The organism is Caenimonas sp. SL110, assembly GCF_001044395.1.
Classification (GTDB): Bacteria; Pseudomonadota; Gammaproteobacteria; order Burkholderiales; family Burkholderiaceae_C; genus Ramlibacter.
In genome coordinates this window covers 88,717-103,775 of the sequence record NZ_JANU01000013.1, presented here as the reverse complement: position 1 = coordinate 103,775, position 15,059 = coordinate 88,717, and the positions used below count along the sequence as shown (strand labels likewise).

Here is a 15,059-nt window from a genome sequence, read left to right as displayed (position 1 = left end):
CACCATGACCAGCAACCATCAGGACCACCAGGACCGCAAGGACCATGAGTACGGCTTCGGCACGCGCGCCATCCACGCTGGCGCAGTGCCCGATCCGGTGACCGGCGCGCGCGCGACGCCCATCCACCAGACCACCAGCTTTGTCTTCGATTCAGCCGATCACGCGGCAAGCCTTTTCAACCTGCAGACCTTCGGCAACGTGTACAGCCGCATCAGCAACCCGACGGTTGCTGTGCTTGAAGAGCGCGTCGCATCGCTGGAAGGCGGCCGCGCGGCGCTGGCATGCGCCACCGGCATGGCCGCGCAGATGACCGCGCTGCTGGCGATCCTCAAGAACGGCGATCACATCGTCGCGGCTTCCACGCTGTACGGCGGCAGCGTCGGGCAGCTGGGCATCGGCTTCTCCCGGCTCGGCATCGAAACCACCTTCGTCGATCCGGAAGACCCCGACAACTTCCGCAAGGCGATCAGGCCCAACACGCGCGCGATCTACGGCGAGACGCTCGGAAACCCGCTGGTGAACGTGCTCGACATCGAAGCCGTTTCTGCCATCGCGCACGAGCACGGCCTGCCGCTCATCATCGACAACACGGTGGCCAGCCCCTACCTGTGCAACCCGTTCGCCTTCGGCGCGGACATCGTCGTGCACAGCGCGACCAAGTACCTCGGCGGCCACGGCACGACGATGGCAGGCGTCATCGTCGAATCGGGCAAATTCGATTGGGGCTCGCCCCTTTCGCGCGATAAGTTTCCCGAGATGCTGGAGCCCAGCAAGGCCTATCACGGCGTGAAGTTCTACGAGACGTTCGGCGATTTCGGCTACACGATGAAAGCGCGCATGGAGGTCAACCGCACCTTCGGCGCGACGCTGTCGCCGCTCAACGCATGGCTGATCCTGCAAGGCATTGAAACGCTGCACCTGCGCATGCAGGCGCATTGCCGCAACACGATGCAGGTCGCGCGCTTCCTGCAAAGCCATCCGCTGGTGAGTTGGGTCAACTACCCCGGGCTTGAAGACTCGCCGCACCACGCGCTGGCCAAAAAGCAGTTCCGCAGCATCGATGGGCTACCGGGCGCTTCAGGCATCCTCACCTTCGGCATCAAGGCCGATGACGCCGCGAAAGCCGGCGAGCGCTTCATCGATTCGTGCGAGTTCATGAGCCACCTGGCCAACATCGGCGACGCCAAGACGCTGGTGATCCACCCCGCATCGACCACGCACCGGCAACTGAACGAAGACGAGTTGCTGCGCGCAGGCGTGCGGCCCGACATGATCCGGCTGTCGGTGGGTATCGAGGATGCACAAGACATCCTGTGGGATGTGGATCAGGCGCTGCGCAAGGCGGTGAGTTGAGCGATTGATCCAGAAGTCATGGATTGCGGGTCGAGCCCGCAATGACAGTTCAAGAACGGTTGTCATGCCGGACTAGATCCGGCATCCACCGCGCAGCGGCTACTGCGGTTCCGCCAGGACAGCTCACCTCGTACTCAGCGCTTCACCAGCCACGCAAACAAGCCCGCAATCGCGGCGCGCTGGTCCTCACGGATCGGGTGTTCGGCTATCTCGACAATGTCGAAACCATTCTCTGCAGCAAGCCGCTCGATGTAGCCGCGCGAATGCGCATACCGCAGGCTGGCACGCAGCGCGAATTCCTGCTGCGCTTCTTTCTCCACCGAAAAGCAGAACACCCCACCCGGCGTGATCGCGCGAGCCGCCCCTTCAAACACCGCCTCCAGCGCGCCGACATAGATGAACACATCGGCCGCCACGATCAGGTCATAGCGTTCACCCGACCTGCGCAGATACTCAGCCGCATCAGCCTCGTGCACCTGGTCGTACACGCCGCGTTCGCGCGCACGGTCGACCATGTTGGCCGAGAGATCGACCCCATCGATGTGTGCGGCCAGGGGTCGAAGCTTCACCCCGCACAAGCCCGTCCCGCAGCCCAGGTCCAGTGCCCGCTCGAACAGGCGCTTCATCTGCGCGACCCGAGCCACCAGAATCTCTGGTGCCCGATAGTTCAGCACCTCCACCAGATGCTCTTCGAATCCATCGGCGTACCCGTCGAACAGACCCTGCACATAGGCCGCTGGCGGGGTTCGAGGCGCAGCACCTCCTTCCAGCGCGGCCAGGTAGTAGCCGTTCAGCTCCACATCAGCGCCGCTCGCAATCGCCCGCCGATAGGCATCTGCCGCTTCATCACGACGACCCTGTTCACGCAGCAGCGTGCCCTTCAGGCTCCATGCGCTACCGCGTGACGGGTCCAGCGCCACAAGCCGGTCCACATCAGCGAGCGCCTCGCGCGCCTGCCCCATTTCGGCCAGCGCTGTCGCGCGATGACCGAGCGCTTCGACGTTGTCCGGCTCCTGCTCCAGCGCCTCAGACAGCAGCTGCTCTGCCTGCGCAAACTTGCCCAGCTTGAGCCGCGTCGCACCCAGATTCAAGAGCGTGGACAGCCGCCCCGGAAGCAACGCCAGCGAAGCGGCAAACTGCCGTTCGGCGTCCTCCAGGCGGCCCGCCTCGTAGTGCCCCACCCCTGCCAGGAAGAAATCGCGCGCTTGCGCCATGTTGGAATCCATCGGGCCGATCATAGGCAAGGCAGCGCCTGCGACAATCGGGCGATGAGATTCGCACCCCTGCGCAATGACAGTTTCCTGCGCGCCTGCCAGCGCCTGTCCACACCCCACACCCCCATCTGGCTCATGCGCCAGGCCGGCCGATACCTTCCCGAGTACCGCGCGACGCGGGCGAAGGCGGGCAGTTTCATGGGACTGGCCACCAATGTCGACTACGCCACCGAGGTCACGCTGCAGCCCCTTGAGCGCTACGACCTCGACGCAGCCATTCTTTTTTCGGACATCCTGACCATTCCCGATGCGATGGGCCTGGGGTTGAGCTTCGCACTGGGCGAAGGGCCGAAGTTCGAGCGGCAGGTGCGCGATGAAGCCGCCGTTGCCGCTCTGGCCGTGCCCGACATGGACAAGCTGCGCTACGTGTTCGACGCCGTCACATCCATCCGCAAGGCGCTGGACGGCCGCGTGCCGCTCATCGGGTTTTCTGGAAGCCCCTGGACGCTCGCCTGCTACATGGTCGAGGGCGCCGGCTCGGACGACTACCGACTCGTCAAGACCATGCTCTACAGCAGGCCCGACCTGATGCATCGCATGCTGCAGATCAACGCCGATTCGGTCGCCGCGTACCTCAACGCGCAGATCGAAGCCGGCGCACAGGCCGTGATGATCTTCGACAGCTGGGGCGGCGTGCTGGCCGATGGCGCGTTCCAGGAATTCAGCCTGGCCTACACCGCGCAGGTGCTATCAAAATTGAAGCGCACTCACGATGGCGCCGTCATCCCGCGCATCGTCTTCACCAAGGGCGGAGGCCTGTGGCTGCAGCAGATGGGCGCGCTCGACTGTGAAGTGCTCGGCCTGGACTGGACGATGAACCTGGGCACGGCGCGCGCGGCAGTGGGCGCCAGCAAGGCACTGCAGGGCAATATCGATCCCAACGTGCTGTTCGCAGGGCCGGACCAGGTGACAGCAGAGGCGATCAAGGTGCTCGATAGTTTCGGCGCTCCGCACATCGGCGAAGGCACGGCACCGACGCACGTCTTCAACCTGGGTCATGGCATCAGCCAGCACACACCGCCGGACAACGTCAAGGTGCTGGTCGATGCGGTTCACGCGCACTCCAGGCGCATGCGCGAAGCGGCCAAGAGCAACTTTTGAGGCGCCGTCATCAGGGAGTTCCCTAGCTGTCAGAGTTCACAACCAGCTTGGCATCGATTGACTTATGCACAAAAACGCTCGAGCGGGGACGCCCGGAGGGTCGCAATTGCTACAAAACCCATAGCGCTCGTAAGTCGTTGATTTTTAAGGACTTCGATTCAGGCCGATTTTGCGGCGATGAGCGCCAAGCCCTTGATTTTTCAGGCACTCCGGGCTACCGCCAGCTTTCTATCAACAAAGTTATCCACACAAATCGCAGCCTGACCGCAAAGCGCTTCTAAATCAAAGACTTAACGCGGACTCCTGAACCCCAACTCAAGACTCGCGGCTAAACAGAGCCTTTTATGACCTTTAGTCTCGCCGTCGTCGTCCCCACGCCCGCCCACAGTTCTGTGAGCGGGCCGCTGAGCTACCAAAGTGAGCTTCCACTTGCGCCCGGAACTTTGGTGCGTGTGCCGCTCGGCCGGCGCGAAGTGCTGGGGGTCGTCTGGGATGACGCGGCGCAGGCCGAAAACGCCCGCCCCACGTCGGACAACAAGCCGATTTCGGGCGTGCTGGACGGCCTGGAGCCGCTGACGGCCCAGTGGCGGCAGCTCGTTACTTTTTCGTCGCGTTACTACCAGCGGGGGTTGGGGGAAGTCGCCCTGGCCGCCCTGCCGCCGCAATTGCGCGACATGAACACGGTGCAACTGGCGCGGCGATTGAAGCGACAGCGACCGGACGAGTCCGTCGTGACAACGCAAGGCCCCACGCTGACCGACGAGCAGGCGCAAGCCCTGGGCACGTTTGAATCGGAGCCGGGTCCCTTTTTACTGTTCGGCGCGACCGGCAGCGGCAAGACCGAGGTTTACCTGCAGGCCGTGGCATCGCTGCTCGCGCGCGAACCGGGCGCCCAGGCGCTGGTGATGGTGCCCGAGATCAACCTCACACCGCAGTTGCAGGCTCGATTCATCGCCCGCTTCGGCGAAACCAACGTCGTCGCGATGAACAGCGGCATGACGAACCCGCAGCGCCTGAAAAGCTGGCTGTCGGCCCACAGCGGCACCGCGCGCATCGTGCTGGGGACCCGCATGGCCGTGTTCGCATCGATGCCCCACCTGCGCCTGATCGTGGTCGATGAAGAGCACGACCCGAGCTACAAGCAGCAGGAAGGCGCCCGCTATTCGGCGCGCGACCTGGCGGTGCTTCGCGGCAAGCAGGAAGGCGCGAAAGTTCTGCTCGGCTCTGCCACGCCTTCGCTGGAAAGCTGGCACGCCACCGAATCGGGCAAGTACAAGCGCCTCGTGATGGCGGCACGCGTGGGCGAATCGGGCGGGTTCCCGGCGGTGCGCCTGGTGGACATGAACCTGCAGCCCAAGCGCGCGGTGTTCTCGGTGCAGTTGCTGCACGCACTGCAGCAGCGCGTCGCGCGCGGCGAGCAGTCGCTCATCTTCCTGAACCGGCGCGGCTATGCGCCCGTGCTGTCGTGCACCGCCTGCGAATGGAAAAGCGAATGCCCGAACTGCAGCGCATACCGCGTCTTCCACAAGATCGATCGCACCTTGCGCTGCCATCACTGCGGCTTCACCGAGCCGGTTCCGCGCGCCTGCCCCGAGTGCGGCAATGTGGACATTGCTGCCGTGGGGCGCGGCACCGAGCGGCTGGAGGAAAACCTGGCGGAGCTGCTCGCCCCCATCAGGCGACCCAACGGCGAGCCGGTGCGAATCGCGCGAATGGACGCGGACAGCACGCGGCTCAAGGGAGCGCTCGAACAGCAGTTGGCGCTCGTGCACGCCGGTGAGGTCGATGTGCTGGTCGGCACGCAGATGGTCACTAAGGGCCATGACTTTCGCGGCATCACCCTGGTCGCTGCGCTCAATGCCGACTCGGCGTTGTTCTCCAGTGATTTTCGCGCGCCGGAGCGGTTGTTCTCACTGCTGATGCAGGCAGCGGGCCGTGCCGGGCGCGACGCGGCGCAGGCCTCGGCCAGCGAAATGTGGGTACAGACCTTCCACCCCCGGCATCCGCTGTTCACGGCATTGCGCGCGCACGACTACCCCGCGTTTGCCGCCCAGCAACTCAAGGAGCGCGAACAGGCCGGCATGCCGCCCTTCGGCTACCAGGCCTTGCTGCGGGCTGATGCCCGGACACAGGAGGCGGCGCAGGCGTTCCTGCAAACGGCAGCCGCGCAGGCGCAGGATGTGCAGGATGCCGACCGCGTCGTGCTTTACCCCGCAGTGCCGCTCACGATCCAGCGCGTCGCCAATGTCGAACGCGCCCAGATGCTGGTTGAAAGTGCATCGCGTGTGGCCCTGCAACGATTCCTCGCCGCGTGGCAGCCCGTGCTGCATGCCACGAAAGAAAAGGGCCTGATCCGCTGGGCGATCGACGTGGACCCGCTGATGATTTGAATCTGGGGCTGTGATTGCGGACCCCAAGGCTGTCATTGCGGGCTTGATCCGCAATCCACCGCGCAGCGGCAACTGCTCCTGATTCTGGGTCGCTACTGCGGAGCCTGCGAAGACCCCGCGCCCTTCATCGCCAACGCCTTGTCATAAAGCACATTCTTCGACTCCCCCGAAATCTCCGCCGCCAGCTTCACCGCAGTCTTGAGCGGCAACTCATTCATCAGCAGCGCCAGCACCCGCAGCCCTTCGCCATCGGCCTTCGCCTGCGGTGCAGGATGCAGCACCAGCGCAAACTCACCGCGCGTGCGCGACGAATCTGCATCCAGCCACGCAGCGAACGCATCGCAGGAAACCGTGGCCACCTGCTCGAACTGCTTGGTCAGCTCGCGCCCCACCGTCACCAGCCGCGCACCCAGCACTGCAAACGATTTTGCGAGCGCCTCGATCCGGTGTGGCGCTTCCAGAATGACAACAGCGCGCGGCTCCTGGCCAAGCCGGGCCACGGCCGCATCGCGCTCTCCCGCCTTCGCCGGAAGAAACCCGGCAAAGACGAACGCGCCCGCGTCGCCCAAAGCGCCCGCCACGCTCAATACCGAAGTGACACTGCTCGCACCCGGAAGCGGCACCACACGAAATCCTGCCGCCCGCACTGCAGCGACCAACCGCGCACCGGGGTCGCTCACCGCAGGCGTTCCGGCATCGCTCGCATAGGCGATGCGCCCACCTTGCTGCAGGCGTTCAATCACCTGCTGCGCAGCCTCGGCTTCGTTGTGTTCATGAACCGCCAGCAATTGCGCACCGGGCCGGTCGATGCCGTAAGCACGCAACATGGACTGCGTGTGCCGCGTGTCTTCGCACGCCACCGCATCGCAGATCTGCAGCACATGCAGCGCACGCAAACTGATGTCGGCCAGATTGCCGATCGGCGTGGCGACGATGTAGAGCGCGGCCTGCGGATAATGCTGCGACGCCGCTGCCTCGCGGGCAGCGCCAAGGGCCAGGGAAAAAGAAGCGCTCAATGCCGACACCTCAAAAAAACGATCACACGAATTCAACAACTGTCACGCGGACCACCAAGCAATCAGGCGACGCCGGCGAACAAATCGCCCTGGATCATCTTCGCGCCAACGGCTTGAAGCTTCTCACGCGCAATTATCGAACGCCCGGACGCGGTGGCGGCGAGATCGACCTGGTAATGCGCGACGCTGCCGGCACGCTGGTATTCGTCGAAGTGAGAAAGCGCGCGAGCCGCTCGCATGGCGGCGCGGCTGCCAGTGTGAGCCACTTCAAGCAGCGCAGCATCATCTTTGCGGCAAGGCACTACCTGATGCGACTGCCGCAGCAGCCGCCCTGCCGGTTCGACGTGGTGAGCGTTGAAGCGGGCGCTATCGAATGGCTCAAGGCGGCATTCGACGCCGCCTAGCGCGCCATCTGCCGATCAAGGCGTCTGCAGCAGCGCGCCCTTCCACAGCACCGGCCCGGTCGGCCCGCCCTCACCCGGCACGCCGCCTCGCGGCTCCAGGCTCACCGCCAGTGCCGGCGTCTGGTGCAGTTGTCCCTCGGCCGTTGCGAGCCGGATGACCGGCGTGCCGCCCAGGACACCGAGCGAGCGAGGCTGGCCGCCTGCCGGCAGTGCCCACAGCTGCAGCGACTTCTCGGGTCCTTCGTTGTATTGGCCCACGCGCTTGAGCGTGAGCGTGCTGTGCTTGGGATCGAAAGTCACCAGCATGGACGGAGCCGCCTGGTCATCCGACAGCACGGCGATGTACTGGATCTCGGGCTTGCCCTGCAGCTCGGACGCCAGCTTGATGTTTTGCTGCTGCAGGGCGCTGCGCGCACCGGCAAGCTGCGCCAGCTGGCCGTCGCGCTCCTGCACCTGGTCGCCCAGGTAAAAAGCCATGCCCACGGCCGCAGCAGCAGCCATGCCGCCGGCCCAGGTAGCACCCTGCCACCAGCGCAAACGGTTGGGCGTTGCAACGGCACCCTCACGCACGCCCGCCATCTGGGCCGCGGTCCGCTCGACCGACAGCTGGTTGTCGATGCGCTTCCAGACATTGGCGCTCGGTATCTCGGCTTTTTGCAGCTCGGTCATGGCGGCGAACCTTTCCTGCCAGACGATGGCGCTGGCGCGCAACGCCGGGCTTTGCCGGGCCTGCGATTCAAATCGGCGCCGGGCGCCGCCTCGCAGCGTGCCCAGGGCGTAGGCCGCCGCAAGGCGGTCGGCGAGATCGGGGTGGTCAAGCAGATTCATGATGCGGCGCTCACGCAAAGCGTCCCATGCAGCCGCGCAACTGCTCGATGCCGCGGCGTATCCAGGTCTTGACGGTACCCAGCGGCAGCTTGAGCTGCTCGGCCAGTTCGCCGTGGCTCATGTCGCGCAGGTAAGCCAGGCTCACCACTTCGCGCTGCTTCGCTTCGAGCTTGCGCAGGCACTCATGCAGTGCCCATGCGGTTTCGCTGGCCTGGCTGGTGTCCATCGGGTCGGGCGAGTCTCCGGGAATCGTTTCGCGCAACGCATCGTCGAGTTCCACCGCGATGTCGGCGCGCTCGCTGGTGCGGCGGCGCCGGAAATCGAGCGCACGGCTGCGAACGATCACGCCCATCCACGCCAGCGGCGGACTCAGCGCAGCGCGGTAGTCGCCCGCGATGCGCCAGATGTTGAGATAGGTTTCCTGCAGCACGTCCTCGGCCCAGTCGCGGTTGGACACCACGCGCATGGCGAGGCCGAACATGCGCGATGACGTCAGGTCGTACAACTCTCGAAGCGCAGCTTCGCCGTCCGCCGTGCGGGCATCGGCCCCGGTGCGGGCAGCGATGCGATCGAGCAGGGCAATGAGATGCTGGTCTTGCAGGTTGGAATCCATGGCGAGCGGCTGGGCGGGCTGCAAACGGATGCTGCAGACCGCTGGTTCGGGATCAGGCTTTATAGCGTACAACCTCATGCAAGGAGTACGCCGGGCACACCCCATCGGATTCAACTATCACTGCGGGCCTACCGATCCCCGCAAACCGATACATGGCGCAAGGCATGGGCGGGTATCATCCCCAGCCATGCTCGAGCAACGAATCCAACAGCATTTCATTGACAGCGCCGACCTGAAATACCAGGCCGCGCAAATCCTGAGCAAGCCCATCGCCGCGGCTGTGCAAGCCATCCTGGCGTGTGTGACCAGTGGCGGCAAGGTGCTGGCCTGCGGCAATGGCGGATCGGCCGCCGACGCGCAGCACTTCTCGGCGGAGTTCGTCGGCCGCTTCGAACGCGAGCGGCCCGAACTCGGCGCCATCGCCCTGACCACCGACAGCTCCATCCTCACGGCCATTGGCAACGACTACGACTTTGAGCGCATCTTCTCCAAGCAGGTGCGCGCGCTCGGCCAGGCCGGCGATGTGCTGCTGGCGCTTTCCACCAGCGGCAACTCGGCCAACGTGCTCGCCGCGATCACCGCCGCGCACGAACGCGAAATGACCGTCGTTGCGCTCACCGGGCGTGGCGGCGGCAAGATGACGCAGGCGCTGCGCGAAACCGACGTGCACATCTGCGTGCCGCACGAACGCACCGCCCGCATCCAGGAAGTCCACATCCTCGCGCTGCACTGCATCTGCGACGGCGTGGACGCCCAGCTTCTCGGAGAACAGGAACCATCCTCATGAATTCGAGCACCCGCTCAGGCACAAGCCGCTCCATCGTTATCACGGCGCTGTGCGCCACCGCGCTCACCGCCATGCTGTCGGCCTGCGCACCACTGGTCATCGGCGGCGCTGCCGTCGGCGCGCTGGTCACCATCGACCGGCGCACCTCAGGCGCCCAGCTTGACGATGAAGGCATCGAGCTGCGTGCGGCCTCGCGCCTTCGCGAAGCCTTTGGGGACCGCGCGCACATCAACGTCACCAGCTACAACCGCCAGGTCCTGCTGACCGGCGAAGTGCCCACCGAGCAGGCCAGGCAGCAGGCCGAGCAGCAGGTCATGCGCATCGACAACGTTCGCGGCATCGTGAACGACCTGGCCGTGATGCCCAGCAGCACACTGTCGCAAAGCTCGTCCGATACGCTGGTCACGGCAAAGGTGAAGGCATCGCTGGTCGACGCGAGCGACCTCTATGTCGGCGCATTCAAGGTCGTGACCGAGCGCGGCGTGGTGTACCTGATGGGTCGCGTGACCCAGCGCGAGGCTGACCGGGCCACGCAGATCACACGCAATATCCCGGGCGTGCGCCGCTTGGTACGCGTGTTTGAAATCATCAGTGAAGACGACCTGCGGCAACTCGCGCCGTCGCAGGCCCGTCCTGCTGCTGGCGGGGCACCGGTGTCTTCGCAACCTGTCACACCGGTACGGCAGTAGCGAACTGTTCACAAGACGCAGCCGCTTCGCGGTGGATGCCGGATCGAGTCCGGCATGACAGCCACAGCGCTGTCATTGCGGGCTCGACCCGCAATCCATGACTTCAACAGGCGCAGCCGCCCCCTGGTTACTTCAACCGCTTGATCAGGCTCGACGTGTCCCAGCGCTTGCCGCCCAGCTGCTGCACATCCGCGTAGAACTGGTCCACCAGCGCCGTCACCGGCAGGCGGGCGCCGTTTCGCTTGGCCTCATCGAGCACCAGACCCAGGTCCTTGCGCATCCAGTCCACCGCAAAGCCGAACTCGAACTTGCCGTCGATCATGGTCTTGCCGCGGTTGTCCATCTGCCAGCTTTGCGCCGCGCCCTTGCCGATCACGTCGAGCACCTGGACCATGTCCAGCCCCGCCTTCTGGCCGAACGCAATCGCCTCCGACAGACCCTGCACCAGGCCCGCGATCGCGATCTGGTTGACCATCTTGGCGAGTTGTCCCGCCCCGCTCGCACCCAGCAAGGTGAAAGCGCGCGAAAACGCCATCGCCACCGGCTTGGCCGCTTCAAAAGCGCCCGCGTCGCCACCACACATGACTGTGAGCAGGCCGTTCTGCGCGCCCGCCTGACCACCAGACACCGGCGCGTCGACAAACTGCACACCCAGCTCCTTGCCTTTGGCATACAGCTCGCGCGCCACATCGGCCGATGCGGTGGTGTGATCCACCAGCACGGCGCCTTTTTTCATGCCGGCGAACGCACCATCTGCGCCCAGAACGACAGACCGCAGGTCGTCGTCGTTGCCGACGCAGCAAAACACCAGGTCACAGCCCGCAACGGCTTCACGCGGCGTGGCCGCTGACTTTCCCTTGAACTCGCTGGTCCAGGCATCGCGCTTTTCGGCGCTGCGGTTGTAGACGGTGACGTCATGTCCCGCCAACGCGAGGTGGCCCGCCATCGGGTACCCCATGACGCCGAGGCCGAGAAACGCGACTTTGCGCGCGGGGGTGGGTTCGTAAGTCTTGGGGTTGGTCGATGCCATGTGCTGCTTCTCCTGGGGATGTGGCCGGATTCTAGGCGGCCGCCGCGATCCGCAACGTCGGCCCCCCAAGTACACGGGCGCAATGGGTGATTTCCCATCCTTGGCTTCGTTCCTGCTTCGCGTATGGTTGGCCGCGCGCAAGGATGTAACGGGGGGAAACAAACATGCAGTTCAAGGTTGCCGGATACGGCGTTTCAGGCTGGGCGCTGGCGCTCGCGATGTGCGCGACGCCGCTGCACGCGGGCGAGATCGTGGTGGGGCAGGTCGCGCCACTGTCGGGGCTGGACGCAAATCAGGGCCGCGCTTACGGCGTGGGCATGCAGCTGGCATTCAGGAATGCCAACAAGGGCACCGGCATCAACGGCAACACCCTCGTGCTGGCCCGCAAGGACGACGCCGGCAATCCCGAGGCCACGCTGAAGATGACGCGCGAACTGCTCGACCAGGACAAGGCTGTGGTGCTGGCCGGCTACTTCGGCATCGGCAGCATCGAGGCCGTCGCGCGGTCAGGCATCCTCGAAAAGGACCAGGTGGCACTCGTCGGTTGGCGGGCCGCGCAGATCCGGCCCGAAACAGTCAACCTGTTCAATGTGCGCGCGAGCCTGCGCGACGAACTCTTCAAGGTGACCGAGCACCTGGGCACCGTCGGCATCACGCGGCTGGGCATCGTTTACGAACAGGGGCCGGGCGGCTTGCAGCTGATGTCGTCTGCGGGCGAAGCGGCCCAGAAGGCGCGCGCATCGGTCGTCGGCATGGCCTCCTGGCCGGCAGGCACGACCAGCGTCCAGCAGGCGGTGCAGGCCATGCTTAAAGTGCAGCCGCAGGCCGTCATGATGGTGGGCTCGGGCGCGTCGGCGGCAGCATTCGTCGATCAATACCGCAAGGCCGGCGGCACAGCGCAGCTCTTTGCCAATGACGGGGTCGACATGGAGCAGCTGGGCGCCAGGCTCGACGATGCGCAGATGAGCGGCATTTCCATCGCGCAGGCCGTGCCGAGCCCCTACAAGATCTCCAGCCGCATCGCCAAGGAATTCGTCGACACGGTGGCCCGGTCAGAGAAGCTGGAAGTGCCTGTGAGCTACGCGATGATGGAAGGCTTCATTGCGGGCAAGGTGGTCGTCGAAGCGATTCGCCGCCAGGGCAAGACGCCGTCGCGCCAGGGCACGATCGACGCGCTCGGCAAGATGGAGTACTTCGACATGGGCGGCTACTCGGTCGCCTACCAGCCCAACATCCGCGCGGGCTCCCGGTTCGTCGAACTCACGATCCTGGGCGGCAAGGGACGTATCCGGCAGTAGCCCGCCGCATGGCCCCGGGCATAGCCTCGCCGCATACCCCCGCGCGGCTAGACGATCGCGAAATGCTCCGTGCCAGCCGACAGGTCGGAGCTCTTGGCGCGCTGTGAATTGAGCTTGATCTGCAGGCGCAGGTCGTTCACCGAGTCGGCATTGCGCAAGGCATCCTCGAAGCTGATGGCATTGGCCTCGAACATGTCAAAGAGCGCCTGGTCGAAGGTCTGCATGCCCAGGTTGCGGCTCTTTTTCATGATCTCCTTGATCTCGGAAACCTCGCCCTTGAAGATCAGGTCCGAGATCAGCGGCGTGTTGAGCATGATCTCCACGGCAGCGGCGCGCCCCTTGCCGTCCTGCTTGGGCACGAGGCGCTGCGAGACCAGTGCCTTCAGGTTCAGCGAAAGGTCCATCAGCAATTGCGGACGGCGCTCCTCGGGGAAGAAGTTGATCACCCGGTCCAGCGCCTGGTTGGCGCTGTTGGCGTGCAGCGTGGCCAGGCACAGGTGCCCGGTTTCTGCAAATGCAACCGCATGCTCCATCGTTTCGCGGTCGCGGATTTCGCCCATCAGGATGACGTCAGGGGCTTGCCGCAGCGTGTTCTTGAGCGCCGCTTCCCAGCTGTCGGTGTCCAGCCCCACTTCGCGCTGCGTGACCACGCAGTTCTTGTGCGGATGCACGAACTCCACCGGGTCTTCGATGGTGATGATGTGGCCCTGCGACTGCTCATTGCGCCAGTCGACCATGGCCGCGAGCGTCGTCGATTTGCCCGAGCCTGTCGCGCCCACCAAAATCGTGAGGCCGCGCTTGGACATCACGACTTCCTTGAGCACCTGCGGCACGCCCAGGCCGTCGATGGTGGGCAGGATCTGCGGAATCACCCGCATGACCATGCCGACCTTGCCTTGCTGCACGAATGCATTGCAACGGAACCGCCCGATGCCCGGCGGTGAAATCGCGAAGTTGCATTCCTTGGTGCGCTCGAATTCGGCGGCCTGCTTGTCGTTCATGATCGAACGTGCAAGCGCCAGGGTGTGGCCCGAATTGAGCGGTTGCGGCGACACCTTGGTCACCTTGCCGTCCACCTTGATCGCAGGCGGAAAGTCGCCCGTGATGAACAGGTCGCTTCCGTTGCGGCTGACCATCAGCTTGAGCAGGTCGTTGATGAATTTACTGGCCTGGTCGCGTTCCATGACGGTCCTTCAAATGCATTGAATCTTTCCCGGGCTAGCCTGGGAAGTTATCGGGAATTTTTGCCTTGCCGCGAGCTTCTGCCGGGCTGATGACGTTGCGCTTGACCAGGTCGGTGAGGTTCTGGTCGAGCGTCTGCATGCCGTAGGCATTGCCGGTCTGGATCGCCGAATACATCTGCGCGACCTTGGCCTCGCGGATCAGGTTGCGGATGGCCGAGGTGCCGATCATGATTTCGTGCGCTGCGACGCGGCTCGCGCCGTCCTTGGTCTTGCACAGCGTCTGCGAAATCACCGCCTGCAGCGACTCCGACAGCATGGCGCGGATCATTTCCTTTTCTTCGGCCGGGAACACGTCGATGATCCGGTCGATCGTCTTGGCAGCGCTGGAGGTGTGCAGCGTGCCGAACACCAGGTGACCCGTTTCAGCGGCGGTCATCGCCAGCCGGATCGTTTCCAGGTCGCGCATTTCGCCCACCAGGATGGCGTCGGGGTCTTCGCGCAGTGCCGACTTCAGTGCGGCCGCAAACGACAGCGTCATCGGCCCGACCTCGCGCTGGTTGATCAGGCACTTCTTGGATTCGTGCACGAACTCGATCGGGTCTTCCACCGTGAGGATGTGGCCGTACTCGGTCTCGTTCAGAAAGTTGACCATGGCGGCCAGCGTGGTCGATTTGCCCGAGCCGGTAGGCCCGGTCACCAGCACCATGCCGCGCGGCTTGAGCGCCAGTTCACCGAAAATACGTGGCGCGTTGAGTTGTTCGAGCGAGAGAATCTTGGAAGGGATGGTCCGAAAGACCGCACCGGCTCCGCGGTTCTGGTTGAAGGCATTGACACGAAAGCGCGCGAGGCCCTCGATCTCGAAAGAAAAGTCGACTTCGAGAAACTCTTCGTAATTCTTGCGCTGGGTGTCGTTCATGATGTCGTACACCATGGCGTGGACCTGTTTGTGGTCCAGCGCATCGACGTTGATGCGTCGCACGTCGCCGTGCACCCGGATCATCGGGGGAAGACCCGCAGAAAGGTGCAGGTCCGAAGCCTTGTTCTTGACGCTAAACGCCAGCAGCTGAGTAATGTCCACGAAGACCCTTCCC

14 protein-coding genes are annotated in these 15,059 nt (G+C 64.6%); 7 read left to right on the top strand and 7 right to left on the bottom strand.

What is annotated here, in order from left to right; all coding sequences use genetic code 11:
* Positions 1-4 precede the first annotated feature (4 nt).
* Complete coding sequence (locus AQ12_RS08775; protein WP_048439506.1) at positions 5-1,354, top strand: O-acetylhomoserine aminocarboxypropyltransferase/cysteine synthase family protein; 1,350 nt, start codon at positions 5-7, stop codon at positions 1,352-1,354.
* Between the two features lie 134 nt (positions 1,355-1,488).
* On the opposite strand, the gene AQ12_RS08770 is transcribed toward AQ12_RS08775, so the two are convergent.
* Positions 1,489-2,580, bottom strand: a complete 1,092-nt coding sequence (locus tag AQ12_RS08770; protein ID WP_161798999.1) for a methyltransferase domain-containing protein — start codon at positions 2,578-2,580, stop codon at positions 1,489-1,491.
* Positions 2,581-2,622: 42 nt separating this feature from the next.
* On the opposite strand from AQ12_RS08770, the gene hemE reads away from it, so the two are divergent.
* Positions 2,623-3,729, top strand: coding sequence for a uroporphyrinogen decarboxylase (gene hemE, locus AQ12_RS08765; RefSeq protein WP_048439505.1), 1,107 nt, complete (start codon positions 2,623-2,625; stop codon positions 3,727-3,729).
* 344 nt (positions 3,730-4,073) lie between these two features.
* On the top strand, positions 4,074-6,119 hold the full coding sequence (gene priA, locus AQ12_RS08760) for a primosomal protein N' (RefSeq protein ID WP_048439504.1): 2,046 nt from the start codon (positions 4,074-4,076) through the stop codon (positions 6,117-6,119).
* A 92-nt stretch (positions 6,120-6,211) separates the two neighbouring features.
* Here the strand turns inward: priA and rsmI are convergent, their stop codons facing one another.
* Positions 6,212-7,135 (bottom strand): 16S rRNA (cytidine(1402)-2'-O)-methyltransferase, encoded by a 924-nt coding sequence (rsmI, locus tag AQ12_RS08755; RefSeq protein ID WP_048439503.1) that lies wholly within the window; start codon positions 7,133-7,135, stop codon positions 6,212-6,214.
* On the opposite strand from rsmI, the gene AQ12_RS08750 reads away from it, so the two are divergent.
* The gene (locus AQ12_RS08750; RefSeq protein WP_048439502.1) at positions 7,135-7,539 is read left to right on the top strand and encodes a YraN family protein; all 405 of its coding nucleotides are present in this window, start codon (positions 7,135-7,137) and stop codon (positions 7,537-7,539) included. The two genes, rsmI and AQ12_RS08750, sit on opposite strands and share 1 nt — an antisense overlap.
* Positions 7,540-7,554: 15 nt before the next feature.
* On the opposite strand, the gene AQ12_RS08745 is transcribed toward AQ12_RS08750, so the two are convergent.
* Positions 7,555-8,367 carry an anti-sigma factor domain-containing protein gene (locus AQ12_RS08745; RefSeq protein ID WP_048439765.1) on the bottom strand — a complete coding sequence of 271 codons (813 nt, stop codon included), beginning with the start codon at positions 8,365-8,367 and terminating at the stop codon, positions 7,555-7,557.
* A 10-nt stretch (positions 8,368-8,377) separates the two neighbouring features.
* Entirely contained in the window at positions 8,378-8,980 is a 603-nt protein-coding gene (locus tag AQ12_RS08740) for an RNA polymerase sigma factor (protein WP_048439501.1), read from the bottom strand.
* Positions 8,981-9,167: 187 nt separating this feature from the next.
* Between AQ12_RS08740 and AQ12_RS08735 the strand changes: the two genes are divergently transcribed.
* Complete coding sequence (locus tag AQ12_RS08735; RefSeq protein WP_048439500.1) at positions 9,168-9,767, top strand: phosphoheptose isomerase; 600 nt, start codon at positions 9,168-9,170, stop codon at positions 9,765-9,767.
* Positions 9,764-10,456: a BON domain-containing protein gene (locus tag AQ12_RS08730; RefSeq protein WP_048439499.1), complete on the top strand. Its 693-nt coding sequence runs from the start codon at positions 9,764-9,766 to the stop codon at positions 10,454-10,456. The genes AQ12_RS08735 and AQ12_RS08730 overlap by 4 nt, the downstream gene beginning before the upstream one ends.
* A 127-nt stretch (positions 10,457-10,583) precedes the next feature.
* Here AQ12_RS08730 and AQ12_RS08725 read toward each other — a convergent pair whose 3' ends face one another.
* On the bottom strand, positions 10,584-11,486 hold the full coding sequence (locus AQ12_RS08725; protein WP_048439498.1) for an NAD(P)-dependent oxidoreductase: 903 nt from the start codon (positions 11,484-11,486) through the stop codon (positions 10,584-10,586).
* Between the two features lie 164 nt (positions 11,487-11,650).
* Here AQ12_RS08725 and AQ12_RS08720 point away from each other — a divergent pair, with 164 nt between their 5' ends.
* Positions 11,651-12,784, top strand: a complete 1,134-nt coding sequence (locus tag AQ12_RS08720) for an ABC transporter substrate-binding protein (protein ID WP_048439497.1) — start codon at positions 11,651-11,653, stop codon at positions 12,782-12,784.
* A 47-nt stretch (positions 12,785-12,831) separates the two neighbouring features.
* Here the strand turns inward: AQ12_RS08720 and AQ12_RS08715 are convergent, their stop codons facing one another.
* Together AQ12_RS08715 and AQ12_RS08710 are read right to left on the bottom strand one after the other, a co-directional pair.
* Positions 12,832-13,968, bottom strand: a complete 1,137-nt coding sequence (locus AQ12_RS08715) for a PilT/PilU family type 4a pilus ATPase (protein ID WP_048439496.1) — start codon at positions 13,966-13,968, stop codon at positions 12,832-12,834.
* Positions 13,969-14,002: 34 nt separating this feature from the next.
* Positions 14,003-15,046, bottom strand: coding sequence for a type IV pilus twitching motility protein PilT (locus tag AQ12_RS08710; protein WP_048439495.1), 1,044 nt, complete (start codon positions 15,044-15,046; stop codon positions 14,003-14,005).
* Positions 15,047-15,059: the final 13 nt, after the last annotated feature.